Here is a 26,570-nt window from a genome sequence, read left to right as displayed (position 1 = left end):
GATTAACCCCCAACGCATATGCGCAGCAACTTAATGCTGCTTAAACTGGTGTCTACTTTAGTCGGGCCATTCCACACTTCTAGCTTCTAGCTTCCAGCTTCCAGCTTCCAGCTTCTAGCTTCTAGCTTCTAGCATTCAGCATTCAGCATTCAGCTTCCAGCTATGTCTAGCCCAAATATCGTTGTTCTAAATGCAGTTTAAAAGCATTGGCGGTGAGCGGTTGGCCGCAGGCTTGAGTGATAAGCGCGTCTGTATCCAGCAAGCTGGCGTGCTGCCAAATATTGCGCTGCAACCAATCAAAAATGCTGGGCAGATTGTGGCTAATCAGTTGCTCAAAAGAGCCAAGTTCAGTTTGTATCGCTTGCGCTTGTTGCGCCGCATACATGGCGCCTAGAGTGTAGCTGGGGAAGTAACCGAAGCTGCCGTCGGTCCAGTGAATATCTTGCATGCAGCCGTCTTTATAGTTGCCCTGGGTGCTAATGCCTAAATATTGCTGCATCAGTTGATCCCAACGCTCGGGTAAGTCTTTGGCTTGCAGCTGGCCTTCAATCAGGTCGCGCTCTATTTCATAGCGCAGCATCACGTGGGCGGGGTAAGTGAGCTCGTCGGCATCTACACGAATTAAACCCGGCTGCACACGGGTATAAAGTTTGGCCAGATTGTCGGGAGAAAAAGCGGCTTGCTCGCCAAATTGTTGCACTAACATAGGCGCCAGTTGGGCGATAAAGGCAGGATGACGGGCCAATTGCATCTCAAAGAATAAACTTTGTGACTCGTGTATGCCCATGGAGCGCGCTTGGCCGACCGGCAAACTGCGCCACTGTGTGGGTAAGCCTTGCTCGTAGCGGGCATGACCGGTTTCATGTATTACGCCCATTAACGCCTGTGCTACATCTTGCTCGTCGTAGCGAGTGGTTAAACGCACGTCTTCGCTAACGCCACCACAAAATGGATGGGCGCTTACATCTAAACGGCCGTGATTAAAATCAAAGCCTAATAAGCGCATCACCTCTAGGCCTAGCGCCTTTTGCTTAGCGGTGGCAAAGGTGCCGCTAGGCTGTAGCACTCGAACACGGGCTTGCTTGGCTTGCACCTCTGTTATTAGGTCTGGCAACCATTGTTTTACACCGGCAAATAATGGATCAAGGGTTGCGGTGCGCATGCCGGGTTCAAATTGCTCGAGTAGGCTGTCGTAACAGGATAGGCCCAAAGCATCGGCTCGCGCCGCGGCCACTTGGCGCGATAAGTTGAGTATTTCTTCGAATAGCGGTAAAAAGCCTGCCCAGTCATTGGCTGGGCGCAGGCTGCGCCACGCATGCTCACAGCGAGATCCGGCCAGAGAAAAGGCACCCACTAAATCGCTAGGCAACATAGTGGCATCGCGCCATTGGCGCTGCATGGCGGTTAAACTTACGCTTTGTGCGGCGGTTAATGATTCAGCTTTTGCGGCAGCAAACCAGTCTGCTAATTGGGGCGCTTGCAGTTGCTGATGGCTAAGCACAGCCAGCGTGCTCATGGCCTCGGCGCGCGCTTGATTGCCACCACTGGGCATCATAGTCGCCTGATCCCAGCCGCAAATGGCCGCAATGTGTTGCAAGTGATATTGCTGTTGAAAATGATGAGTTAAGGCTGAGTACGACATTAAGACTCCAGAATGCGTGCATGCAAAGGCTGAAGTTAATCATAAAGCGCACCACAGTGCCAAGTTGCTAACAGAGCTGTCATTATTATTGAGGAAAAAAAACACAAGAAAACGACAAGCCTAGGGGAGGAGGAGCTTGCCGTTATTAATACTGAAATTATTATAATAAAATTGCATTGATTAGCTTGTTGATTTATTTAATCGATAAGCTATTTAATTAACCGTTTTTTGCGAGCCATCAAGAGGTGAGGGCAGTGCTACTCATTTTCTGGCGTTGGAGCCGTACGTACTTTATAAACAAAGTAGCAGCAAATCGTGCTGACGATAATGGTAGTCACTATGATAGTCATCATAGACATAAAGCCAATATCACTACCAAACATTAAATCAAGCCAAAAAGCCATAGTCGTCTCCCTTCGTGTGCGCTATGAAGGTATCTTAGCGAATGGAAATAACACTATGCTGATCTCGATCAATAAAGCGCACTGTCGGTGATTTATTAAAAATGCGCTTTATAGGGCCATAAATACCTAGCGGGCAGCCGTCAATTTGCTGCTATTTTTATTTGCGGCTTCTCGTTTTTGGTTTTAGTTGTTTTATCACGCACTTTTTGTAGCTGATAACCGTCTGCTTGCAGTAATTCCAGTAAGCCTTGCTCGCCGTATAAATGCAGGGCACCCACTACGATTAATGCCTGAGTCGGGGCTTGGCGTTTAAGCTCAGCAAGCCACAGTTTATTGCGCGCCCAAAGTAATTCTTGGCGGATAAAGTTGGTGAGGGCCGGCGAGCCTTGGTCGTCGAGTAAGGCAAGCAAAGCGCGCTCATCGCCACTTTGCCAAGTGCTAAATAACAGCTCTAAGTGCTCGGCCATCTCTGCTTGCTCGGTGAGGCTATGGCGTACAAAGTCTTGCTCTAAGTTGCGCTCGCTTAAAGACGCCATTAATTCAAATACTAAGGTGGGCGACTCTAAGGCGGACACCGTAAAACCTTGTTGCTCGGCAAGCTGTAGTAATTGCATGTCCACCCCTTGGTTGCTGACAAACCCTTGCAGCTTGGCGTGGGCTTGGCTGAGCTGCATGGTGGCAAACCAAGGCGGCATGCTCTTTAAGTGAGATAAGTTGAGCGCCGCCAAGGCGTGTTCAAGTTCCAAGCTTAACGGTGATCCAAGACGCGTTTGCCAAGAATCTGCCGCGGGTAAGGTTAAAAATGGCGTTAGTAGTTGCGGCGTTACTGTCTTGGGATTGACCTCCAAATATAAGTGCTCACTGCGTTGCAACCGCTCGGCTAAGGCGGTTGGTAACTTGGCTAACCTAGCATCCGCTAAATGAATAGAGCCAAATAGCCACAACTGTTGATCGCCTTTGATGGCCGACCAAAGTGCCGGCGCGCTCAAGCCATAGCCGCTGTACAGCCAAAGTAATAAAAAAGAAAATATTTTCATTTTAGATCCTGTTTTGTAGCCCGACTTTACATACACTGCGAGGGTTTTTATTCGTCTAACACTTTGCGCTTATCGTTTTGATAGCCATAACCCTAACATTTATAACAGGAGCCAATTATGCCTCATCTACGCTTTCGTGGTATGTCTCGAGCCATAGTTAAAGAAGTGAGCAAAACCTTAGTCACTACTTTAGCGCCCATTATTGAGAGCCCAGAAAACCATTTCGTACTGGAATTTATCCCCGCCGAATTTGTGCAAGATGGTCAGATAGTAGCAGGCCAACCCTTAGTCGAAGTATTGTGGTTTACTCGACCTCAAGCACTGCAAGACCAAGTGGCCTCTATTATCACTGCCGAGTTGAAAAAGCACTTAGCCCCAGAGCAAGACCTGTGCATTATCTTTACGCCTTTGGATGGCTACAGCTACTACGAAAATGGCCAGCACTACGGTAAGTAAGATAAGGGCAAATAAGCCAAGTTTTGGCTACGAGTCGCAGGCAGCCTAGCCGCCGGCTTTTAATAGAATACGATCCAACACGCGTGCGCTAAGTAGGCGGCGCAGCCAGCTCATAATGTGCGTGGGGCGGGTGATCGGATAACGTATTTTCGCCCGTTTGCTGGTTAGCGCATCTAATAAAGGTGCCATGCAGGCCTCGGGCGCTAAGCTAAATTTTGAGCTGGGACCGGGGCGCTGTAAGCGGGCTAAGGTTTGTTGATAGCCGGCATGATGACGGCTGTGGTCTGCATCTATATGGTTGAGAAACGCGGTTTTAGAGTTCGCCCTAAACTGGGTTTCTATCGGGCCCGGCTCAATTAAGCTGATTTGCACTCCGGTCCCCGTGAGCTCTAAGCGCAAGGTGTCTGTGTAGCCTTCTAACGCAAATTTAGAGGCGTTATAGGCACCGCGAAACGGCATGGCCACTATGCCTAAAATCGAGCTGTTCTGAATAATACGGCCTTCGCCTGCGGCCAACATCACTGGCAGCACCAAGCGTGTTAAGTGATGAGTGCCAAACAGGTTGGTATTAAATTGCTCACGCAAGGCCGCCGTCGGTAGGTCTTCAAGCGCGCCTGGCTGACCGTAAGCGCCATTATTAAATAAGCCATATAAACGCCCGCCTGTCAGTTGCAAGGTTTTTGTTACGGCGGCTTCTATGCTGGCTTCATTATTTAAGTCCAATTGCACTGCCGTCAGTCCCGCCGCGGTTAACGCCGCCACATCGTCAGCACTGCGGGCCGAGGCTATCACTTGAAAGCCTTGCGCCGTTAAAAAATGTGCTGCACATAAGCCAATGCCGGACGAGCAGCCGGTGATCAACACACTTCTTTTTATTTGTTCCGTCATCTTGCTACCTAATAAGAGAGCCAAGCTAAGGAATAGCCATATCAGCCTACTGTGCCGAGTCTTGCCATCGGCTGCAACCCATGGTGCAGGTTAGCGTTTAGCGGAGCATGGCCGTAGCAGGCTATTAGTTTTTTACAGTTTCAATAGATATTTTTTTGACATGCCCACTGACGTTAGATGGCACTTGGCACCTATGTAGTATTTCTGCAACAATAAGGTCTGCAACAATATGTCTTTAATAAGCAAAGCGATAGCAGAAAGATACAGTCTAGCGTTATCACCCAAACCCTGCAGATAGGCGAAGAGCAATGGACTATATTTGGGAAGCATTAATATACGGTATACCGAGCTGGCGCGAGTTAGCTCACTTTGCCATTCGTTTGCTGGCGGCCTCTTTTTTTGGCGCTTTGATTGGCTTACAGCGAGAAAAATACAGAAAACCTGCAGGATTTAGAACCCATATATTAGTATGCCTAGGTACGGCTTTGTTTATTCTTGCTTGCTCCAGTGTGGGTATGACCCTAGATGCCTTATCTCGGGTCATTCAAGGCATAATAACCGGTATCGGCTTTATTGGCGCGGGTGCTATTTTAAAGCTAAACAATGAGCAAGATATCAAAGGGCTGACTACGGCTGCGGGAGTGTGGATGACGGCGGCCATTGGTGTAGCGGCTGGCTTAGGCAGTTTAGGGGTCGCTTTGTTGGGAACCGTTATTACACTGATTACGTTAGCATTGTTAATGCCCTTTGAAATGCGCGTAGAACAAACTAATAAATCACCAGCTAATAAAGAATAAAGCAAAGCGCAGTAAGACTCATCGCTAAATAGTCATGTAATTGCTGCGCAGTTAAGCTTGATTTGAGTCAGCGTTTAATCTAACCGAAAAAACCGTGCTTGCCAAAGCGGCAAGCACGGAAGCTAAATTGGTATTAAAGATTAAAGATTAAAGATTAAAGATTAAAGATTAAAGAGGCGTTAGCCCGCTAGTAAACAGCTGGCGTTAAACGGTTACTGCTGCGGTTTGCTGGAGCTTATCAAGCTTAACGTGTAAATCCACTTGATGAGCTACCGCCGATAACAACGCTTGTAGGGTGGCGAAAGTGGTGTCTTCCGCCAGCGCCGCCGCACTGTAGTGGCGGTCTGCAATGCGCACGCGGATACAGGCCATGGCATTGGCTTTGGTGCCTTCGCCTAAGGCAAATTCGTCATAGGCCTCTACCGCCACTACAACCCCAAACTGAGTGTGCAGTGCCGAGGCTACCGCTTCCACTGCGCCCGAGCCGTGGCCTTTAAACTTCACCTGTGGTGCGGACGTGCCAACGCTGACTTCGGCGTGCACGCCGCTTTGGTTGCGCTGCAAGTCGTAAGACACCAAAGCCCAGTTCGGTTGCACCTTCAGGTATTTCTCTTCAAATAAACGGTGAATAGTTAAGGAGTCAATTTCGCCGCCATTAGTTTCGGCCTCTGCTTGCACCACTTTGCTGAATTCAATTTGCAACCAGCGCGGCAGCGTAATGCCGTAATCACGCTCTAATATATAGGCCACGCCGCCTTTGCCAGATTGACTGTTAATACGCACCACTTCATCGTAATGACGGCCCAGATCCGCAGGATCTATCGGCAAATAAGCCACATTCCACATATCGCCTTCTTCACGATGAGCCAAGCATTTACGAATCGCATCTTGATGACTGCCAGAAAATGCCGTAAACACCAGATCCCCCGCATAAGGGTGACGTGGATGGGTGGCGATATCGGTGCAAGCCTCAACCGTCTCCACAATTTCCGCCATACCGGATAAGTCCAAGCGCGGATCTATGCCTTGGGAATACAGGTTCATGGCCATGGTCACCAAGTCCATATTGCCGGTGCGCTCACCATTGCCCATTAAGGTGCCTTCAACCCGATCCGCACCGGCCATGATTGCCAACTCAGCCGCCGCCACGCCGCAACCGCGATCGTTATGGGTATGTACACTAATACTAAAGTGCTCACGATGAGCAACATGATCACAGACCCATTCAATTTGATCGGCAAATACGTTGGGCGTCGACATCTCAACCGTAGCGGGCAAGTTAATGATCACCCCTTGACCCAGATCCGGTCGCCATACTGCGTTGACGCTATCAATCACCTCGACGGAAAAATCCAGCTCGGTGCCGGTAAAGCTTTCAGGGGAATACTGGAACGTCCATTCCGTTTCGGGTGCTAAATCTGCGTGCTCTTTAACCCAGCGTGCTCCGTTAACGGCAATCTCACGAATGCCTGCCCTGTCCAGTCCAAACACCTGCTCACGCTGTACTGTGGAGGTGGAGTTATAAACATGCACTATGGCTTTATCTGCACCCTTTAACGCTTCATAGGTACGGGCGATCAATTCAGGCCGCGCCTGAGTTAACACCTGAATGCGTACATCTTTAGGAATGCGATTTTCTTCGATCAATTTACGACAAAAATCAAAGTCTGGCTGGCTGGCAGCCGGGAAGCCAATCTCAATTTCTTTAAAGCCCAGCTTCACCAACAAATCAAACAAGCGCTGCTTTTGAGCCACGTTCATCGGCTTGATTAACGCCTGATTACCATCCCGCAGATCCACCGCACACCAACGCGGTGCCTGCTCGATCACACGGTCTGGCCAGCGGCGGTCAGTTTTGCTCACAGGCTTGAAGGCCACGTACTTTTTATGAGTAAAGTTTTGATGAGTAACGCTCATGTGCAGACACCTTAAAATTGATTCCCCTTGATATGCCACTAGAGTAGCGCACATGCTTAGGCTAGAGATTGCGTTCTAATGCTGCATACCACTATTTTTGGCAATAACATTGCTTATTTTTGTCTATATAGGGTGATAGTCACCAGTAACTTAATAATGAGTGCATAGGTGGTGTGCTTGGTGAGCAGTTTTAACGTGCTAGCCTGTTAAGTAGAGTGGCGTGAGGGCTAAATTTTTACGCACCTGTGCTTATCGACGCTATGCTAGACATGCTCGTTAAGCTAAACATAATCGGCATGCTGAATCGTTATGTGACTAAAAATACTAGGAGGATATATGCCTGTTAATCAACCGCACAAAAGCGCCACGCTTTACCGTATGGTTATGCCCAAGCACACCTGTCCTTATGGCCTTAAGTCAAAAGATTTATTAGAGCGCCAAGGGTTTGTTGTGGATGACCAGCACCTGACTACCCGTGAACAAACAGACGCCTTTATGGCAGAGCAGGGCGTAAACACCACGCCGCAAACGTTTATTGCGGGTAAGCGCATTGGTGGTTATGAAGAACTACGCGTCTATTTTGGTGAGATAAAACCGGAAAGCGAGCGCGCAAATACCACATATCAACCCGTGATAGCCATTTTTACTATGGCGCTACTAATGGCGCTCGGCTTATCTTGGTATCACTCTGGTAGCCTGTTTACACTGCGCGCCTTTGAATGGTTTATTTCTATTGCCATGTGCTTGCTCGCGCTACAAAAGCTCAAAGACATTGAGCAATTCTCCACCATGTTTCTTAATTACGATCTGCTAGCGCAACGTTGGGTGCGCTATAGCAAACTCTACCCCTTTGGCGAAGCCTTGGCCGGTATACTGATGACGGCCAGCGCCTTTATTTGGCTGGCCTCGCCGGTGGCCATTCTGATTGGCAGTATTGGCAGTGTCTCGGTTATCAAGGCCGTTTATATTGATAAACGCGAGCTTAAATGTGCCTGTGTGGGCGGCGATAGCCAAGTGCCGTTAGGCTTTATTTCGTTAACTGAAAACCTGTTGATGGTGGCTATGGGCTGCTGGATGCTACTGAAGCCAACGCTCCTTTAATCGGGGAAATATCCTTTGCGCCTCTCTGGTGCTGTCCGTTACCTTACCTCGACACAAAGATGCCTCTCACGGTGAGTCTTTCTGGAAGAGAATGACCAAATGCATGCGCATTTATTTGCATACGCCAAGACTTAAAGGATTGCTCGCCCTGAGTCTGGCGGTCTTCGGCGGGTGCAGCAGTTTGCTTTACGGCTTCAGCTTTCGGTGTGGCTTGTGCTTTCTATATGGCTTGTACTTTCTATATGGCTTGTACTACGAAAAATGGCTCTGCAACACAGTGGCTATGTCCTGAACTAGCAATAGCGGATATTGGGCTATGGCAACAGATTTTGCGTAAAGAAGACCATCAGCAAGTAAACGTGGTTAACCTGAGGTGATGCGGGCGCCGCCAGTATCTCACCCAAGTACTCATGCTATAAGCCTGTCTCTTAGTCACATCTTTTTCTTGCCTTATAAGCAAACGTGAAGTGGACAGACTTTCTACTGTAAATAGGTATATCTCCCTTGTAGGTGGCCGTCTCTTCGGTGAAGAGGACTTCGCCACGGTTTTGGGTGTTGTTTAAACCATCCGCTGACGCGGGCCGCCGAAGTCCTCTTTACCAAAGAGACGGGCGGCTACAAGCTCTGCTTCTACACACCCAACAGCGTGTGAAACGTACAACCCGACTGTTCAGGGTGCATTATTAAAATCGACAGAAACTTGTGACTACCTGATTACTTATGAACCTCAGCCATTATGTCCGATGTTTGGGTTTGTTTTTTCTCACTGCCCGGTTGACTCCAAGGCCAAGGGTCTAGCACTTGTAGCAGCCCGTCTCTTTAATAAAGAGGACTTCGGCTGGCCAGCTCCGCTGGCTGTTTGTGAGGTTTAAGAATAAAACCAAAACCGTGCCGAAGTCTTCTTCGCCGAAGATACGGGCACCTACAAGAGAGGAGACGGGCATCTCCCTGTAACTTATTGAATTCATTGATGCTGAATTAACTGAAATATGGCTGAGCTTTCTGGGTAATCAGGTGTGACTAAGAGACAGGCGATGAGCGGCGAGTCAAGTACCACCGTCAGCTAAGTACCACCATTAGTTTTACTGGTGGCACCTAGCCTGATAATCAGTGCTATAACCGGCAAACATCAATCGTTATAGGTCGCCGAAATATTATGAATACTGCGGTCGGCACCATCAAATTCCTGCTCGGCAGTGAGGCGAATGCCGACTAACAGCATTATGCTGCCGTATATCAGCAAGCCTCCACACAGAGCTATGGTAATGCCGGTCAGCGTGCCAAGTAATTGAGAGAAAATGCTCACGCCACCCATGCCACCTAGGGCTTTTTGGCCAAAAATGCCAGTGGCGATACCACCCCAAGCACCACAAATGCCATGCAGCGGCCAAACACCCAGCACATCATCAATTTTCCATTTGTTTTGCTGCAAGGTAAACAGCCAAACGAACAGGCCGCCAGCAATCATGCCGACCACAAGCGCGCCAATAGGATGCATGACATCGGAACCGGCACACACGGCCACCAAACCGGCAAGCGGGCCGTTATGGATAAAGCCTGGGTCATTTTTACCCAGCAGCAGAGCGGCGATAATGCCACCGACCATCGCCATCATAGAGTTGAGCGCGACCAGCCCCGAAATATTATCCAATGTCTGAGCCGACATTACGTTAAAGCCGAACCAGCCGATAGAGAGGATCCAGGCACCCAATGCTAGAAAGGGAATATTGGATGGAGGGAAGGCCACCAGTTTACCGTCACGATAACGGCCTTTGCGCACCCCTAACAGTAAGGTCGCCACTAGGGCAATCCAGCCACCCACGCTATGCACTACCACAGAGCCTGCAAAGTCATGGAAAGCGGCGCCAAAGGTGGTGATCAGCCAGTCTTGCAAGCCAAAATTATTGTTCCAAGCAATGCCTTCAAAAAAGGGGTAGACCAGCGCTACCGTTAGAGAGGAAGCACACAAAATAGGTAAAAATTTGGCTCGCTCGGCAATACCCCCCGAGACGATGGCAGGGATGGCAGCAGCAAAGGTCATCAAAAAGAAGAACTTGACCAGCTCATAGCCTTGGTCGGCCGCCAGCGTTTTAGCATCCTGGAAAAAGGTGACGTCATAGGCGACCCAGTAGCCGACGAAGAAGTAGGCGACGGCAGAAAAGCCAAAGTCGGTCATGATTTTAGCCAAGGCATTCACTTGGTTTTTATGGCGCACAGTGCCGACTTCTAAAAAGGCAAAACCGGCGTGCATGGCAAACACCATGACTGAGCCCATTAATAAAAAAAGGGTATTAGCGCTGCTTGCTAGAGTATCTATGGCGCTACTAATGCTGTCCATTAATGCGTTCTCCTTCATGCCTTAATTAGGTGCGTGATTTGCACTATTTTGGTGCTTCGTTTGTTGCTCGCTGTCCAACATGGTGCGTATTCCTGTTGGCCAAGTAGCGACTAACACTTGGTAGCTGTGGGCTGGGAAAGATAAAAGCGGAATATTCTCCCTCTTCACGCTGGCGCCTAGTCTCTATCAAGAGAGTCGCATGAAGATAAGTGCATAAATAATGCCAAAAAATTTATAGCGGCTATCGAGATGGGGTCGTCTGGCGAGCGGGGTGATACTTATCGTGAGGTGGCTGATTAGCAGAGGCTGCGTTTATTGCATGATCATCCATAATGCTCGATTTAGTCCCGCACCAATCAAGATGTTTAATCTGCTATTTTCATTCGGTGAGCAAATTGAGCTTATTTGTAATCCTGATCAACTAAGACTCATGCAGATTGCGCATTACAGGAAGCTATGACCAGACAAAGGAAGGGCTGAGCAGAAGTACGTGAGCTTAGGCTGAACTAAGGCTGAACTAAGGCGTATTTAAGACGGCTTTATTCACGCCAGCGTTCTGATCAGTTGCAGTGGTTAAGTGATGGCTTGAATTAAGTATATGGGGCTGTTTGAGGGGCTAGTTTAAGATTTTAATCTAAGGTGTTGATTTATATGGATATGTGGCGCCCCCAGCAGGAATCGAACCTACAACTAAGTCTTAGGAGGACCTTGTTATATCCATTTAACTATGGGGGCTGCGCAGGCTCGTATACTAACGTTTTTTGGGTAAGCAGCACAATACGCGGGTGGTTAAGTGGCGGTTTATTCGACGGTAAATACCGATATACGCCTTACGCTGTACGCCGTTATATCGGTACTGGGTCCATAGCTAGTATGACGGCTAACAATAAACACCTAACCTTGTAGTCTTGCGCTTTAGCTGCAAGTGCTGCGAAGCAGCATGGTTTATAAATCCCGCTGAGACGGGAGTGCCAGCTAAAGCGTCACCCTACATAAAACCGCTGCCCGAAGAGCCTGTTCTAGCCATCACAATCCCTTTCAGATTTGATCCCTATTGTTCCGTGTGTTCTGCGACTCTCGAAACAATCTCGAAACAAAGAGGCGTTGCAAAAACCTTTAGCTCTTTGTTTTTAAGGCGAGATGCCGGGTCGAGCCCGGCAAGACGGCAAGGGGCAGGCAAAAAAATACCGAGCTTGTGGCTCGGTATTTTTGTTTAGCTCGGCACTTGGTGCTTGGTGCTTGGTGCTTGGTGCTGGGCGTTATTTTTTAGTTGCCGCCTTCATCTCTTTCACAAACGCGGTCAGTGCCGCCGTTAGCGCGTTTATATCATCTTGATGTTGCTCGATGATTTTCACGATAGCGGAGCCCGATATTGCACCGGCAGCACCGGCCTTGATGGCCTCGCGTACTTGCTCGGGCGTGGAAATACCAAAGCCCAGTAGGGAAGGTGGTGCATTATATTTAGTCAGCGTGGCGAGCAAGGTATCCACCGGCTTGCCGGCTTTGGTCTCGGTACCGGTTACGCCGGCACGGCTCAGCAAATAGGTATAACCGGCACCGGCTTCGGCGATGGCTTTTAGCGTGGCTTCGTCGCCATTAGGCGGGGCGATAAAAATGGTTTCTATGCCTGCTTTGCTGGCGGCGGCTTTAAAGGGCGCCGACATTTCTAATGGCGCATCGGCTACCAATACCGAGTCCACACCGGCTGCAGCGGCGCGAGCATAAAAGTTGTCCATGCCGGGTGCGTACACCAAGTTGGCGTAAACCAACAATCCCATGGGGATTTCTGGGTATTTAGCGCGCACTTGGGTCAGCATTTCGAAGCAAGTTTGGGTGCGAGTGCCGGCATTCAAGGCGCGAATACTGGCGGCTTGAATGGTGGGGCCGTCGGCCACCGGATCGGAAAACGGAATGCCAAGCTCTAACGCATCGGCGCCACCTTCGATCAAGGCATCGATCACCCTGAGTGAGTCTGTAGGGTTTGGATCGCCTAGAGTAATAAAGGGCACGAAGGCGCCTTGTTTGGCGGTGGCCAAACGGTCAAATAAGCGTTGATAACGGCTCATTACATTACTCCCTTCTGCGCTAATATGTCGGCCACAGTAAAAATATCCTTGTCGCCACGGCCTGATAAGTTAACCACTAATACCTGCTCCTTTTCCGGCTCTGCTTCGGCCATTTTTAAGGCGTAAGCCAGAGCGTGAGAAGACTCCAATGCTGGGATTATGCCCTCAGAACGCGCCAAGGCTTGGAAGGCATCCAGTGCTTCATCGTCGGTAACCGACACATATTCGGCGCGGCCAGTGGTGGCTAAATGCGCGTGTTGTGGGCCAACAGACGGAAAGTCGAGACCGGCGGACACTGAATAAGACTCAGATACCTGACCGTCTTCGTTGTGCATCATGAGTGACAACATGCCAAAGAAGATGCCTTTGGTACCCTCGCCCAAGGTAGCGCCGTGCTCACCTGTGCTAATGCCTTTGCCCGCAGGTTCAACGCCAATCAGGCGCACATTGGGCTCATCGATAAAATCGGCAAACAAGCCAATGGCGTTAGAGCCTCCGCCTACACAAGCGATCAAGGCGTCCGGTAAATGTGCCTCGTGCTCCATTATTTGTACCTTTGCTTCTTCCCCTATCATGCGTTGAAACTCGCGCACTATGGTCGGGAAGGGGTGTGGGCCGGCGGCGGTACCCAGCATATAGTGGGCGGTTTCGTAGTTGGCGGCCCAGTCACGTAGCGCCTCGTTACAGGCGTCTTTCAGCGTGGAAGAGCCTGAATGCACCGGTATCACTTCGGCACCCATTAGCTTCATGCGAAACACGTTGGGCTCTTGGCGAGCACAATCTTTGGCACCCATGTAGATGCGGCATTTTAAGCCCATCAGCGCACAGGCAAGGGCTGTGGCCACGCCGTGTTGGCCGGCACCGGTTTCGGCGATAATTTCGGTTTTACCCATGCGCTTGGCAAGTAATGCTTGGCCTAACACTTGGTTGGTCTTGTGCGCGCCGCCGTGCAGCAAGTCTTCACGTTTTAAGTAAATGCGAGTCTTGGTATTTGCTGCAAGATTACGTACCCGAGTTAATGGCGTGGGGCGACCGGCGTAGTGGGTGAGTAACTCACGAAACTCGCGATCAAATTCTGGATCTTGCTGGGCATCGACAAAGGCCTTTTCTAATTGCAGCAAAGCGGGTATTAGGATCTGTGGCACATACATGCCACCAAAATCACCGAAGAAGGGATCGAGTAAGGTCATTATTTAGTTTCCTTGTGGCCTGGCTTGCGGCTTGAGCTACGGCCGTATGAACGAAGAGCAGTGAAAGCGGCGACTAATTTCTCGGCATCTTTTTGGCCGGGCGCGCTTTCTACACCTGAATTAAAATCCAAACCGGCACAGCCCTGTGCGGCGGCTTGCGCGGCGTTGTCAGCATTTAAGCCTCCCGCCAGCATGGCTTGGCTGCGGCCCGTTACCTTATCAAGCAAAGCCCAATCGAAGGCTTGGCCGGTGCCACCGCTTATGCCCGCGGCTTGAGTATCAAACAATAAGCGATCCGCACCTTGAGGCAAGCTAGGCAGCTGTGTGCTAACCGGCACCGACTTCCACACCTGCAGCTCAGGGTGAGCTTGCTTAAGTGCGGTAATAAAAGCGTCGTCTTCGTCGCCGTGTAATTGCACAGCATGCAAGCCTAGCTCGCGAGCGGTATTGCTGACTTCAATTAAGTCGTGATTTTGAAACACGCCCACATAGTGCAAGGGTGCGGCGGCCATTATGGTTCTGGCTTGAGCGGTCGTCACGTAGCGCGGGCTTTGCGTCACAAAAATTAGGCCGCCGTGCACGGCACCGGCCGTATAGGCGCTGGCCGCATCTTGCGGGCGGGTGAGGCCACAAACTTTATTGGCACCTAAGATCAGCTGGCGCACCGCCAGCTCGATATTATCTTGGGCCATCAGTGAACTGCCGACCAAGAAGCCATCGGCGTAGGCAGACAGTTCTTGTACTTGGGCATGATGATTTATACCGGACTCAGAAATCACGATACGATCAGCGGGGATCAGCGCAGATAAGCGCTTGGTGCGATCGAGATCGATAGATAAATCTCGCAAGTCGCGGTTGTTAATACCGATCACTTTGGCGTTCAGCGCGATGGCGCGGGCCACTTCCTCTTCGCTGATCACTTCGGTGAGTACGCCCATGCTCAGCGACTCGGCCACGGCATTCAGCGCCACGTATTCTTCATCGCTTAATACCGACAGCATCAGCAAGATGGCGTCTGCCTGATAGTGGCGGGCCAACTTAATTTGATAAGCGTCTATGATGAAGTCTTTGCAGATCACCGGCTGGGTGACCTGATTGCGCACCTGAGTGACGAAGTCGAACTGACCCTGAAAATATTTTTCATCGGTGAGTACCGAAATCGCCGAGGCATGGCGGCCATAGACTTGGGCGATGGCATCTAAATCAAAATCTTTGCGAATTAAGCCTTTAGAGGGCGAGGCCTTCTTACATTCCAAAATAAAAGCCGGGCTCTTGGCTGCCAGTGCCGCCACAAACGGGCGATCGCTGGGCGCTAGTGTACCCTCGAAGCCGCTTAAGGGCTGGCTGACTTTGCGATCGCGCACCCAGATTTTTTTGTCGGCAACGATTTTGCCTAATACGGTACTTAACATTGACTCAACTCCGCCAGTTTATTGGCCACATCCATGGCTTTGCCCGACTTTAACACAGCCAGCACTTGGGCTACGGCTTCTTTTAAGGTCTCGGCTTGGCCGTTCATCACCAATAAGGGTGCCACGTTTAAGGCAATCACCCCTTGTTGCGCCGGTGTGCCGCGGCCTTGTAATAGCTCAAGGGTAATGGCTTTATTTTCGCTAGGCTCGCCGCCGGCAATGGCGCTGATATCAAAGCGCTCTAGGCCTAACTCTTCGGGAGTGATGCGATATTCGCTGATCACGCCGTCGAGAATCTCCGCCACCGTGGTGGGGCCATGAATGGCAATTTCATCCAAGCCGCTGCCGTGTACTACCATGCCGCGTTTGAGACCCATGGCTAATAAGGTATCGGCGATGGGGCGCACTAGGTGCTCGGAGTAAACGCCGAGCAACATAAAGTCGGGGCGCGCTGGATTAATTAAGGGGCCGAGCACGTTAAAGATGGTGCGGGTTTTTAGCGCTTGGCGCACCGGCATGGCGTGGCGAATACCGCCGTGATAATTGGGCGCAAACAAGAAGCAGACGTTCACTTCATCTAAGCAGTGACGCGCGCGCTCTGGGCTCATGTTTAAATCGATACCTAGCTGCTCGAGTAAGTCAGACGAACCCGACTTAGACGACACGCCGCGGTTGCCATGCTTGGCCACCTTAATGCCACAAGCGGCGGCCACAAGTGCCGATGTGGTAGAGACGTTAATGGTGTTCATGCCATCGCCGCCGGTACCCACGATATCGCAAAAGGCATATGCGGGGCGCGGGAAGGGCGAGGCGGCATCAAGCAAGGCTTGAGCGGCACCGGCGATCTCATCCGGCGTTTCGCCTTTCATTTTTAGCACCGTCAGCAATGAGGCCATGGTCATTTGATCCATGTCGCCTTTGAGCAACTCGCTAAATAAGCCTTGAGCTTGGGTGCGGCTAATGTGCTCGCCACGAAACAGCTGATCCATGGCCTTGCCTTCCGGCGCGCTTAAAAACGCCAAGCTCTGGGCCAACAGCTGCTCGCCTTCGGTAGTCATAATGGACTCTGGGTGGAATTGAAAACCCAACACCCGCTTGGCGGTATCTTGCACCGCCATCGTCATGCCTTGGTAGTCGGCAATCACGCTCAAGGTATTGGGAATGTGAGTGCCCACCAGCGAATGATAACGGGCCACGGGCAGCGGATTAGATAGGTGCGCAAACACGCCCTTGCCGTTATGAGTAATGAGGGAGCTTTTGCCGTGCTTAATTTCACCAGCACTTTCTACCACACCGCCATAGTGCTCGACTAAGGCTTGATGGCCTAAACAAATACCCAAGATCGGGAAACGACCGATACAGGCGCCGATCAGGGCGGGCATTATGCCCGCCGCACTGGGCTCACCAGGGCCTGGCGAGAGCACCAGAATCGGCCGCTCACCTGCTTGTTCACAGCTTTCCATGGCGGCAATCAATTGCGCCATGGGAACAGTGTTGCGATAGATCTTCACCTCGGCTTTGAGTGAGCGAAATTGATCAACCAAGTTGTAGGTAAAAGAGTCGTAGTTATCGAGTAAGAAAATGGTATTAGTCATGGCTCACCTCCGCCAGTGTGCTGCCGTGGGCCAGTGCGATGGCGTTAAGTACCGCGGCCGCCTTATTGCGGGTTTCGTCGGCTTCTGCTTGGGGATTAGAGTCATACACTACGCCGGCACCGGCTTGCACGTGGGCCACGCCGTCGGCTACGAAGGCCGAGCGAATAACGATACAAGTATCCATGTCGCCGTTGCCGTTTACATAGCCCACGGCACCGCCGTAGCTGCCACGGCGCGCTTGCTCCACCTCTCGAATGAGTTGGCTGGCGCGAATTTTAGGCGCACCTGTGAGCGTGCCCATGTTCATGCAGGCTTGATAACCGTGCAGTGCATCTAGGTCATGGCGCAGTGTGCCCACTACGCGCGAGACTAAGTGCATCACATGGCTGTAGCGGTCCACGCTCAATAAATCTTTGACGTAACGGCTGCCTGGCTCGCTGATGCGGGCGATATCGTTGCGCGCCAGATCCACCAGCATCAAGTGCTCAGCGGTTTCTTTGGCGTCTTGGCGTAAATCTAATTCGATGCGACCGTCTAAGTCGAGATTGACGCTGCCGTCTTTATTGAGACCACGTTTGCGGGTGCCGGCTATGGGGTACATCTCCACCATGCGACTGGCATGATCAAATTTCACCGAGCTTTCTGGACTGGCACCAAACAGGGTGAAGTCTTGGTCGTTTACAAAAAATAAATACGGGCTGGGATTGGTCTGCTTGAGCTTACGATAGGCGGCCAGTGGACGTGGGCAGGGTAGGCTAAAGCTGCGTGAAGGCACCACTTGAAAAATATCGCCGGCCTTAATGTGCTCTTTTAGGTTTTCGACATCTGCCTTAAATTCGGCGTCGCTCTTACTGGCGTGGATCTTACCTTGTAACTGAGTATCGGCCGCCGGTTGTGGATGTTGCTCGCCACAGGCAATGGCCAGCGCATCGAGGCGCGCTTGCAAACGGTCTTGCTCGGCTGGCTCAAACACGCAGGCGCTAAGCTGGGCGCTTTCTTGCTTATGATCCAGTGTGATCAGGGTTTCGGCGAGATAAAAGCAAAAGTCGGGGCAGGCGTTAATGCCCTCAGGCACGGCCGTTATCTCTTCAAAAGAGGCAATCAGATCGTAGGCGAAGGTGCCGGCCATAAACACATGCTGCTGGCCGAGATCTGCGTGAAAACCGGTTAAGATTTGGCGCAAGGTTTCCAGCACAGACGGTGCCTTTAAGCGGTTATCTTCGTCTAGGGTATCGTCTGCGGGCGCGAAAGTGACGGTCAGTTGCGGGAGTGCGCTGGTGGCGTGCGTTGCGCGTTCACCACCCAGCTGCCGCTCGACCAAGTTTAGCGCCGGTACGCCGTTGGCATTTAAAGCGGTTAAGGTAACGGTGCGGCCTTGGCAGACTAAACGCACGCAGGCGTCGAGCATTAACAGGCTTTGGGTGCCGGCTTTGGTATCAATTTCTGCCGACTCCAGTAGCATGCTGTTGTCGCCGGTTTGGCTGAGGGCGGCAAATAAGGCTAATGGATCCTGATTATAAGGTGCTGCTTGCAATAAGACGTGGAGCTGAGCTGACGCCATTTGGGTATTCCTTTAATTAGTTAGTCTCGGTCATCAGGGATCTGCCTGATCACCTGGCGGGCAATGTCTTCATCTATGATACTGACGAAGCCCGTGCTTGATGCCCCAATTCGGGGAGTTAGTCTTGTTTGGCCTTGCCATCGCCAAAAATTACGCTGCTTTGGTTTCATCACGCCACCTTTTGCTGGATAATAAAAAGCCCGCACTGGGGCGGGCTTTTATGTTCGCTGAGACTTTGAGACGAAGACAGCAAATCACACCCGCAATTAAGGAGTGTGCCACCACCAAGTAATGCCTTGTGCAGCAATAGGCTGTGTGGAAATTTGCTGGATCATGTCGCTCTGCTCGTTAAACTGAAACTGCATACAGTTAAACGATATTAGGGTGGCCAGTCAACCCTAAGAACAGGATTTTTTTATGCGCATCGATTTGCACAGTCATTCTACTGCCTCCGATGGTCAATTAACGCCCAGCGAATTAATGGCCCGCGCCGCCGAAAAAGAGGTGGATGTGTTGGCGCTAACCGATCATGACACGCTCGGTGGCCTCAAAGAAGCGGCCGTCGCGGCAGAAATACATGGCGTGCGGTTAATTAACGGCGTAGAAATATCCTGTTTATGGCAAGCGCTCGAAATCCACGTGGTGGGGCTGAATATTACGCTGGATAATGAGGGCTTAAATGCCTTGTTGGCCGAGCAGCAAAACCGCCGCGAAAGCCGCGCCCACTTAATGGCCGAGCGCTTAGAGAAAGCCAATTTTCCCGGTGCCTATGCAGGCGCGCGGGCCTTGGCCGGGGATGCGCCCATTACCCGTACCCACATGGCCAAATGGTTATTGAGTCAGGGAGCGGCTGATTCTATCCCTAAGGTGTTTAAGAAATTTATTAGTCGTGGCAATACCGGCTACGCGCCACCCAATTGGTGTTCTCTAGAAGAGGCCATCGCTGCCATTCAGCAAGCCGGTGGCGTGGCGGTGTTGGCGCACCCCACCCGTTATGACTTGTCGAACAAGTGGGTGAGAAAAATGATCGTCGCCTTTGCTGAGGCGGGCGGTGACGCCATGGAAGTGTCCATGGGCCAGCAAAGCCCGCAAGAAAGAGCTACCCTGGGCGAGTGGAGCAAAGAATATAATTTAGCGGCGTCAGTGGGATCGGATTTTCATTTTCCGAGCCAGTGGCGCGAATTGGGGCGCCAGTTATGGCTGCCCAAAGAAGGAACGCCCGTGTGGACGCGTTTTATATAGGGTCAACAGACCCTAATCATTCCGGGAGGAATCATGAGTCAGTATTTTGAACTACACCCCGAGAGCCCCCAGCCACGCCTGATCAATCAAGCGGTGGCTATTATTCGTCAAGGCGGCGTCTTGGTGTATCCCACCGACTCTGGCTATGCCATTGGCTGTTTGGTGGGCGACAAAAATGCTATGGAGCGCATTTGTCGCATCCGTAAGCTAGAAAAAGATCACAATTTCACGCTGGTGTGCCGCGATTTATCTGAGCTGTCGTTTTACGCTCGGGTAGATAACGGCGCATTTCGCTTGATGAAAAATAACACGCCGGGCGCGTACACCTTTATTTTGCGCGCCACCAAAGAAGTGCCTAAGCGCTTACAAAATCCGAAACGTAAAACCATCGGCCTGCGAGTGCCAAATAATCCCATCACCTTGGCGTTGTTAGAAGCCTTAGGCGAGCCGTTAATGTCGTGCAGTTTGATCTTGCCCGGTGAAACCGATGCGGAATTTGATCCGCAAACGATCCGTGAGCAGCTTGAGAAGCTGGTGGACTTGATCATAGATGGCGGCGTGCTGGACGCTAAGCCCACTACCGTCATCGAGCTCTACGACGAAACCCCTGTGATTGCCCGCATTGGCGCCGGCGACACCACTCCTTTTGAATAAGTCCCTTGGTAAAAGTGAAAATATGACTGAAAAATTACAAAAAGTGCTAGCGCGAGCGGGTAAAGGCTCACGCCGTGAAATTGAAGCGCTGATCAGCCAAGGGCGAGTGAGTGTTGACGGTAAGGTAGCTGCATTAGGTGACCGCGTGACCGGTAAAGAGCAAATTCGCTTAGACGGCCATCAGGTAGAAACTCAAGCCGAAGCAGACGTATTGTGCCGCGTATTGATGTATCACAAGCCAGAAGGCGAGATGAGCACCCGTAAAGATCCAGAAGGCCGACCAACGGTATTTGATCGTCTGCCTAAATTACAGGGCGCGCGTTGGATATCTGTGGGCCGTTTGGACGTAAATACCTCAGGTTTATTGCTGTTTACCACCGACGGTGAGCTGGCGAATCGCCTGATGCACCCGCGCCACGAAATAGACCGCGAATATGCGGTACGCGTATTTGGTGAAGTGGATGAAGCCATGCTGCAGCGCTTGCGCAAAGGCGTCATGCTGGAAGACGGCATGGGTAAATTCGACACCCTTAAATACAGCGGTGGCGAGGGCATGAACAACTGGTTCCACGTCACCCTTAAAGAAGGCCGTAACCGCGAAGTGCGCCGCCTTTGGGAGTCCCAAGAGATGCAGGTGAGCCGTTTGATCCGCGTACGCTATGGCAAAATCGAGTTGCCGCGCAACGTGCCGCGCGGTGGCTGGATAGAAATGCCGTTGGACCAATTAAACTACTTGCGTAGTGAAGTAGGTTTAGCGCCAGAAGTGGAGTCTAAGGTCGATGTAGACGCGCCTAAGCGTTACAAGCAAGTGGCACAAATTCGCAAGGCCGTACGCCGCCATAACTCCCGTACCAAGACTGGTGGCACAGGTACCGGCGCCAGCACGGGTGCCGGCCCGAAGAAAAAGCCTGCGGCAAGCCGCGCGCGTAATCCTCGCCAAAAGCTGAAGACGCGGATTTAATCTAAGCGCGAAGCTTGAAGCTGAGAGCGTGAAGAAAAAACAGCGCCCAGCTAAATAAAAAGCACCGAGTCTATATCAGACTCGGTGCTTTTTTATGCGCGTTTTTTGTAGGGTCGAATTTATTCGACTAAAAATCATGGCACGGCTTAAAAACTTTAACGCTATATAGTTTTATGAGTAAATTCAGTGCACTAGCCCTATTTTGTCCTCGCGTCCAAACATGCCTAATCTTAAATAAATCTCATCCATTTAGCGGTGGCGTTATGTCGAGAGATAATCTTCTTTTAGGCCGTTATTCTATGCCTAATACCGCTTACCATATTACTGTCTGCACTGATCAGCGTAGACCCATATTTGCCGATATTTACTACGCTCGGCTGGCTATCAATGAACTTAAAAGCATCCATGATGCTAACTTTGTAAGTTCACTGGCTTGGGTACTCATGCCGGATCATCTGCATTGGCTGTTCGTTTTACGTAATCCATTAGAATTATCTGAGGTTATTAAATTACTTAAAGGTAGAACTGCTAGACAGCTAAACTTGGCCATGAATAGGCAAGGTAGTATTTGGCAAAAAGGATTTTTTGATCATGCACTACGGCATGAAGAAGAGATTAAGCCTATAGCTCGCTACATAGTGGCCAATCCTTTGCGTAAAGGATTGGTAGAACGAATAGAAGACTATCCGCACTGGGATGCAATCTGGCTATGAAACGTTAACGCGGTCGAATAAATTCGACCCTACAGACGCCGTTGCGTTTCAGGCCGTGCCTGTGTTTTTGGTCGAATACTCTTACCTAAAATAAGTCGACCTTACAATAGAAGGCATTCCTATCCAGATAAGAAAACACCCAGCCTAGGCTGGGTGTTGGTTATTATTTTCTAGCTTCTAGCTTCTAGCTTCTAGCTTCTAGCTTGGTTCCGGCATCGGCGGATCTGTTTTCATGGACTGCTGCACTTCGGCGGCAAATTCGCGACGCGCAAAGCTGACTCTGTCTTCTGGACTAAAAGTGGCCTTACGGCCAAGCTTTTCGACCGTACGCAGCCGTGGCACCAATCCGGCACCGTTGGCGGTTTGAATCGCCAAGCCTGGGCGAGCGTTTAGCTCCAGCAACATGGGGCCTTTAAACTTATCCAGTACCATGTCGGTGCCGATATAGCCTAAGCCCGACATCTCATAACAAGATGCAGATAAGCTTAAGATCTGCTCCCAGTTTGGCACCACCAGCTCCAGCAAGTCACGGCCGGTATCTGGGTGAAAACGGATTGGCAGATTATGCTGCACGGCGCGAATGGCCTTGCCGCTGTTAATATCTAATCCTACGCCCACCGCACCTTGGTGCAAGTTGGCTTTGCCGTCAGAGGCTTGGGTAGATAAGCGCATCATGGCCATTACTGGAAAACCTTTAAATACGATGACGCGAGTGTCGGGTACGCCTTCATAAGAGAAGCCGTCGAACACATCGTCAAAGTTAATTAAAGCTTCAATTAGCGCCACATCTGGCTTGCCGCCCAAGGAGAACAGGCCTGCCAAAATGTTAGACACATGGCGTTCCAGATCCACTATGGTTTCCGGCTTGCCGCTGGGCTTAATAAAGTGTTGGCCGTCATGACTGACGATCACCACTATGCCTTTGCCGCCTGAGCCTTTGGCGGGCTTGATACAAAAGCCCGGCCAGTCTTTAACCAGCTGCAGCAGGCCGGTTACCTGATGCTGAAACTCAATCACGCCAATTAAGTCTGGCACAGTCACGCCCGCATTCAGTGCTATGCGTTTGGTTTCCAGCTTGTTATCCACCAGCGGATATAAATTACGCGGGTTATAGCGGCTGATATAAGAAATATTACGCTGGTTCATGCCCATAATGCCCATGTCGCCCAGCGCAAACGGGGAGGCGTATTGGGCTAGCCAGCGTTTAATCATGCTTTTTATCTTCGATTTTGTTATCGGTTTTAATCTCGGCTTTACTGTCGGTATTGTATTCGTCTACCAAAGGCTTAAAGCGCTTAAGCTCGGTCAGACGATAGCCGGTGTAGTTACCCAGCAGTAATACCACAGCCATCACGATTAACTGCAGGCCTAAGAAGTTAAAGGTAATGTGGCGCACCACTTCGCTGTTCATGGCTAAAAACGCCACCACCGCCACCATGAGTGAGCCACCGCCTTGCTTAATGACTTCTTTCGGGCCTTCTTCTTCCCACAGAATCGACATGCGCTCTATGGTCCAAGCCAAAATAATCATCGGGAAGAAGGTGATCTTCATGCCCTCGGTCAAGCCGAGTTGATAGGCAATAATGCTAAAGAAGCCAATAATGCCGATTACCATGATGATCACCGCCGATATTCGCGCCACCAGCAGTAGGTTAAGGTGCGACAGATACGACCTCAGTACCAGACCCGTGCCCACGATAATCAAGAAGCCTACCAAACCGGTAATTAAACTGGTTTGAATAAAGGCCATGGCGATCAACACCGGCATAAAGGTACCGGAGGTTTTGATACCGATAATGATGCGTAAGAACACCACTACCAGTACGCCAATCGGTACTAACAATATGCCTTTAAACAGCGCTTGCTCTTCGAGCGGCAAGTTATAGAGCGACACGTTAATCCAGTGTGGCTGGTCAAACTTTTTCGCCAAGGCCACGTTCACCGGTTGGTCTTGTTCGAGCATGGTGAAGGTGACGCGGGAATTGCTGCCGCCCACTAAGTCCAGCACCGGAGAAGAATGATATTCCCACATTAATAGCTGGTCTTGGTTACCTTGCTCACCGGTTTCGGGATTAAAAATCTCGTACTGCTTGCCTTCATATACCTGCACTAGGTTAATCAGCGGCTGGCGACGGCGACCATCTTCTAACTGCAAACCTTGCAGTAAGCGGGCGGGCACGGCGGCTCTGTGCAGCATCTCTATGAGCAAAGGAGCTGGCGCCTGATATTGCGCCAATAATACGGCGTTTTGGCTGTTGTTTTTCAGCTCTTTTAGCAACTCACGGGTAAGCGTTATGCCATCGGCCGAGCGCTCTTGAGCCTGCATCAGCACCTGATCCATGGCGGTAGCATAGGGCTCTGGCACTTCGATAAGCTTAATGGGCGGTACTTCGGTAGACAAAGGTGCCTTAGCGAAGGGGTCGTGCATCATGTCTACTTTGTAGTACAGCTCTTGGGGGCCTGAGGCATTACGTATGCTCCACTCGGCACGGCTGCCCCCCTTGGCTTCAACAAAGGCTAAGCCGTAGCCAGGGGAGGCGGCCGACTCATTCATCAGGGTAAAACCGGGCTGACTGCCAGGAATCGCCAGTGAGGCCTTCACCGGTTTGCCCTTGGCTTCAAATTCTACTTTGGCTTCAATCGACCAAATTTGGCGTTTTTCGCCGGGCAGCCACGGCACTTCATAGACGAAGTGACGCTGTAACATCAGGGCGAAGCCGATCAAAAACAGCGCGGCCACGATAATATAAAAGGGTTTACGAGAATACATGTGGGTTACTCGCTTTTAGCGGCAGCAGCAGCTGGGCGCAACGGTTTGCCTTGGACGTTTTGACGGGCAATATCGACCACGGCTATGTCTTTTAAGAATTCACGACCCAATAGCACCGAATACGTCATCTGGCTACGATCGGTCAGGGTGAACTCGGTTTTTTGGGCGAAACGACCCAAGCGCATGGTTAGCTCGACCACGGGGCGACGCTCAATGTCTTCGGCGGAGGCTTGGCGAATGCGCACATAACGCACTAAGGGCGTTTCGACCTGCAGCTTTTCATCCACGCCTTCGTGGGCCATGTTAAAGCTGACCCAAGGTTTGCCATCGCGCTCAAACACCGTAATGTCTTGGGCGCTCAAAGATGAGGTAGTGGCACCGGTATCGATACGGGCGGCAAAGTTATCGTTGACGATATCCAGCCACACTTGTTCGGTTTCACCGACCACTAGCTTGCCGTCTAGGGTTTCTTCTTTACGCTGCTCTGTGACCTTAGCCGTGCTGGCCGTAGTTTGTGGCATGACTATCGGACGATTGATCTGTTTTTTCAAATTTTTAATATCCTGTTGCAAAGCCGCCATAAAAGCATGGCTATTGTTGCTCTGTTGCTGATTTTGTTCAGCCATGCTGCTCAATAGTCGGGTTTCTAGACTGGCCAAACCCGCACTGAGCTCCGGCTCTGTGATAGGTTGAGGCTGGGGCTGCGTGTCCACCTGTGATGTATTGCTAACACAGGCGGTGAGCAACAAAGGAAAAATCAGTGATGCCGCAACTTTATTCATATTGTGCCTCTTGTTGGTGATGTTGTGAGTCAACCGGTTTGTTGGCGATAATAATCGTCCGTTTAGGTGCCGGGTAACCCTCTATGGTTTTACTCGCGTCATTCGGGTCTAGAAAGTCCGCAAGTGATTCGTTACGCATCCACTCGGTGCGTCTTTGTTCGTCTAGGCTGGTGGTGCTTTCATCCACCACCCGGATGTTTTCAAAGCCACATTTTTGCAGCCAGCCCACCAGTGCAGCTGAGCTGGGAATAAACCAGACGTTGCGCATTTTTCCGTAACGCTCGCCCGGCACTAATACTTGGTTTTCATCGCCGTCGATCACTAGCGTCTCTAGCACCAACTCGCCGCCATCACACAATTGCGCTTTTAACTGCAGCAGGTGATCGATAGGGGAGCGTCTGTGATAGAGCACGCCCATGGAAAAAACCGTATCAAACGCCCGCAGCTCGGGCAGATCTTCGATTCCCAACGGCAACACTTGAATGCCTTTATGGCCATTGGTGAAGTGCTTGGTGGCTTCAAATTGGCATAAAAACAACGCAGAAGGGTCGATACCCACCGCCATCTTGGCGCCGGCACCGCGCATGCGCCACAGGTGATAACCATTGCCACAACCTACATCCAACACATAACGATGCTTGAGTGGAGTAATGTGCGGCAGCACCCGATCCCATTTCCAATCGGAACGCCATTCGGTATTTATGTGTACGCCGTGTATTTCAAATGGGCCTTTACGCCACGGATGAAACTGATCCAATAAGCTGGTTATCTTTTTTTGTTCGCCTGAGCTTATCTCGCCGGGGCGTCCAATGCTGACGCTGTCCGTCAATTCGATACGCTCGGTTTCTAGATGCGGCAATTTATGCAGCGCACGCACCCAGCGGGCAAGATCGCCGTGCAGATGTATTTTTTGCCAATCATGTAGCTGAGCCGGCAAACAATGCAGCCAATGTTGCAGTCGACATTTGGCTATCTGCTGGTAAAAATCACTAAAATCAATCATTTAATAAAACCGTTTGTTTATGGCAGCTTGCTTAATGGCAA

22 protein-coding genes, 1 tRNA gene and 1 pseudogene are annotated in these 26,570 nt (G+C 50.8%); 7 read left to right on the top strand and 17 right to left on the bottom strand.

The annotated features are described in order from the left end of the window. Positions 1–166: 166 nt before the first annotated feature. From ACEN2G_RS13105 to ACEN2G_RS13095, 3 genes are all read right to left on the bottom strand, one after another. Positions 167–1,642: a carboxypeptidase M32 gene (locus ACEN2G_RS13105; protein WP_442022250.1), complete on the bottom strand. Its 1,476-nt coding sequence runs from the start codon at positions 1,640–1,642 to the stop codon at positions 167–169. A 257-nt stretch (positions 1,643–1,899) separates the two neighbouring features. Then, positions 1,900–2,025: a DUF3149 domain-containing protein gene (locus ACEN2G_RS13100; protein WP_442022256.1), complete on the bottom strand. Its 126-nt coding sequence runs from the start codon at positions 2,023–2,025 to the stop codon at positions 1,900–1,902. 161 nt (positions 2,026–2,186) lie between these two features. Continuing rightward, on the bottom strand, positions 2,187–3,083 hold the full coding sequence (locus ACEN2G_RS13095; protein WP_442022248.1) for a TraB/GumN family protein: 897 nt from the start codon (positions 3,081–3,083) through the stop codon (positions 2,187–2,189). 117 nt (positions 3,084–3,200) lie between these two features. On the opposite strand from ACEN2G_RS13095, the gene ACEN2G_RS13090 reads away from it, so the two are divergent. After that, the gene (locus tag ACEN2G_RS13090; protein ID WP_442022246.1) at positions 3,201–3,539 is read left to right on the top strand and encodes a DUF1904 family protein; all 339 of its coding nucleotides are present in this window, start codon (positions 3,201–3,203) and stop codon (positions 3,537–3,539) included. Positions 3,540–3,584: 45 nt separating this feature from the next. On the opposite strand, the gene ACEN2G_RS13085 is transcribed toward ACEN2G_RS13090, so the two are convergent. Beyond that, positions 3,585–4,415: an SDR family oxidoreductase gene (locus tag ACEN2G_RS13085; protein ID WP_442022254.1), complete on the bottom strand. Its 831-nt coding sequence runs from the start codon at positions 4,413–4,415 to the stop codon at positions 3,585–3,587. Between the two features lie 320 nt (positions 4,416–4,735). On the opposite strand from ACEN2G_RS13085, the gene ACEN2G_RS13080 reads away from it, so the two are divergent. After that, on the top strand, positions 4,736–5,224 hold the full coding sequence (locus ACEN2G_RS13080) for an MgtC/SapB family protein (RefSeq protein ID WP_442022244.1): 489 nt from the start codon (positions 4,736–4,738) through the stop codon (positions 5,222–5,224). Between the two features lie 204 nt (positions 5,225–5,428). On the opposite strand, the gene ACEN2G_RS13075 is transcribed toward ACEN2G_RS13080, so the two are convergent. Further along, positions 5,429–7,141 (bottom strand): 2-isopropylmalate synthase, encoded by a 1,713-nt coding sequence (locus ACEN2G_RS13075; RefSeq protein WP_442022242.1) that lies wholly within the window; start codon positions 7,139–7,141, stop codon positions 5,429–5,431. Between the two features lie 336 nt (positions 7,142–7,477). Here ACEN2G_RS13075 and ACEN2G_RS13070 point away from each other — a divergent pair, with 336 nt between their 5' ends. Then, positions 7,478–8,242: a MauE/DoxX family redox-associated membrane protein gene (locus tag ACEN2G_RS13070; RefSeq protein ID WP_442022240.1), complete on the top strand. Its 765-nt coding sequence runs from the start codon at positions 7,478–7,480 to the stop codon at positions 8,240–8,242. A gap of 1,129 nt (positions 8,243–9,371) precedes the next feature. Here ACEN2G_RS13070 and ACEN2G_RS13065 read toward each other — a convergent pair. The 8 genes and pseudogenes from ACEN2G_RS13065 to ACEN2G_RS13030 form a co-directional block, all read right to left on the bottom strand. Next, positions 9,372–10,580 (bottom strand): ammonium transporter, encoded by a 1,209-nt coding sequence (locus tag ACEN2G_RS13065; RefSeq protein ID WP_442022238.1) that lies wholly within the window; start codon positions 10,578–10,580, stop codon positions 9,372–9,374. A 660-nt stretch (positions 10,581–11,240) separates the two neighbouring features. After that, positions 11,241–11,315, bottom strand: a tRNA-Arg gene (locus ACEN2G_RS13060). A 524-nt stretch (positions 11,316–11,839) separates the two neighbouring features. After that, the gene (gene trpA, locus ACEN2G_RS13055; protein ID WP_442022236.1) at positions 11,840–12,646 is read right to left on the bottom strand and encodes a tryptophan synthase subunit alpha; all 807 of its coding nucleotides are present in this window, start codon (positions 12,644–12,646) and stop codon (positions 11,840–11,842) included. Next, positions 12,646–13,836: a tryptophan synthase subunit beta gene (trpB, locus tag ACEN2G_RS13050; RefSeq protein ID WP_442022234.1), complete on the bottom strand. Its 1,191-nt coding sequence runs from the start codon at positions 13,834–13,836 to the stop codon at positions 12,646–12,648. The genes trpA and trpB overlap by 1 nt, the downstream gene beginning before the upstream one ends. Next, positions 13,836–15,248: a bifunctional indole-3-glycerol-phosphate synthase TrpC/phosphoribosylanthranilate isomerase TrpF gene (gene trpCF, locus ACEN2G_RS13045; protein WP_442022232.1), complete on the bottom strand. Its 1,413-nt coding sequence runs from the start codon at positions 15,246–15,248 to the stop codon at positions 13,836–13,838. The genes trpB and trpCF overlap by 1 nt, the downstream gene beginning before the upstream one ends. Continuing rightward, positions 15,242–16,237: an anthranilate phosphoribosyltransferase gene (trpD, locus tag ACEN2G_RS13040; RefSeq protein WP_442022252.1), complete on the bottom strand. Its 996-nt coding sequence runs from the start codon at positions 16,235–16,237 to the stop codon at positions 15,242–15,244. The genes trpCF and trpD overlap by 7 nt, the downstream gene beginning before the upstream one ends. A 9-nt stretch (positions 16,238–16,246) precedes the next feature. Continuing rightward, positions 16,247–16,843 (bottom strand): annotated as a pseudogene (locus ACEN2G_RS13035) (aminodeoxychorismate/anthranilate synthase component II); the annotation flags it as partial. Beyond that, complete coding sequence (locus ACEN2G_RS13030; protein WP_442022230.1) at positions 16,836–18,404, bottom strand: anthranilate synthase component 1; 1,569 nt, start codon at positions 18,402–18,404, stop codon at positions 16,836–16,838. The gene ACEN2G_RS13030 and the pseudogene ACEN2G_RS13035, both read right to left, overlap by 8 nt. 417 nt (positions 18,405–18,821) lie before the next feature. On the opposite strand from ACEN2G_RS13030, the gene rnm reads away from it, so the two are divergent. The 4 genes from rnm (at position 18,822) to ACEN2G_RS13010 (ending at position 21,974) form a co-directional block, all read left to right on the top strand. Then, positions 18,822–19,646, top strand: a complete 825-nt coding sequence (gene rnm / locus ACEN2G_RS13025; RefSeq protein WP_442022228.1) for an RNase RNM — start codon at positions 18,822–18,824, stop codon at positions 19,644–19,646. 33 nt (positions 19,647–19,679) lie between these two features. Then, entirely contained in the window at positions 19,680–20,300 is a 621-nt protein-coding gene (locus tag ACEN2G_RS13020; protein ID WP_442022226.1) for an L-threonylcarbamoyladenylate synthase, read from the top strand. 22 nt (positions 20,301–20,322) lie between these two features. Beyond that, positions 20,323–21,261 (top strand): 23S rRNA pseudouridine(2605) synthase RluB, encoded by a 939-nt coding sequence (gene rluB / locus ACEN2G_RS13015; RefSeq protein WP_442022224.1) that lies wholly within the window; start codon positions 20,323–20,325, stop codon positions 21,259–21,261. 263 nt (positions 21,262–21,524) lie between these two features. Next, on the top strand, positions 21,525–21,974 hold the full coding sequence (locus ACEN2G_RS13010; RefSeq protein ID WP_442022222.1) for an REP-associated tyrosine transposase: 450 nt from the start codon (positions 21,525–21,527) through the stop codon (positions 21,972–21,974). A gap of 198 nt (positions 21,975–22,172) precedes the next feature. On the opposite strand, the gene ACEN2G_RS13005 is transcribed toward ACEN2G_RS13010, so the two are convergent. The 4 genes from ACEN2G_RS13005 to cmoB are packed head-to-tail and all read right to left on the bottom strand — an operon-like array spanning position 22,173 to position 26,529. Further along, positions 22,173–23,186 carry an alpha-L-glutamate ligase-like protein gene (locus ACEN2G_RS13005; protein WP_442022220.1) on the bottom strand — a complete coding sequence of 338 codons (1,014 nt, stop codon included), beginning with the start codon at positions 23,184–23,186 and terminating at the stop codon, positions 22,173–22,175. Next, positions 23,179–24,744 (bottom strand): inactive transglutaminase family protein, encoded by a 1,566-nt coding sequence (locus ACEN2G_RS13000; protein ID WP_442022218.1) that lies wholly within the window; start codon positions 24,742–24,744, stop codon positions 23,179–23,181. Before ACEN2G_RS13000 ends, ACEN2G_RS13005 begins: the two co-directional genes overlap by 8 nt. Before the next feature lie 5 nt (positions 24,745–24,749). After that, positions 24,750–25,526: an ATP-dependent zinc protease family protein gene (locus tag ACEN2G_RS12995; protein WP_442022216.1), complete on the bottom strand. Its 777-nt coding sequence runs from the start codon at positions 25,524–25,526 to the stop codon at positions 24,750–24,752. After that, on the bottom strand, positions 25,519–26,529 hold the full coding sequence (gene cmoB, locus ACEN2G_RS12990) for a tRNA 5-methoxyuridine(34)/uridine 5-oxyacetic acid(34) synthase CmoB (RefSeq protein WP_442022214.1): 1,011 nt from the start codon (positions 26,527–26,529) through the stop codon (positions 25,519–25,521). Before cmoB ends, ACEN2G_RS12995 begins: the two co-directional genes overlap by 8 nt. Between the last annotated feature and the right edge of the window lie 41 nt (positions 26,530–26,570).

The sequence above is a fragment of the Oceanisphaera sp. W20_SRM_FM3 genome, assembly GCF_052119705.1.
In the GTDB taxonomy this organism is placed as follows: domain Bacteria; phylum Pseudomonadota; class Gammaproteobacteria; order Enterobacterales; family Aeromonadaceae; genus Oceanimonas.
The sequence above is the reverse complement of the archived record's forward strand: the minus strand, read 5'-3'. Positions and strand labels throughout refer to the sequence as shown.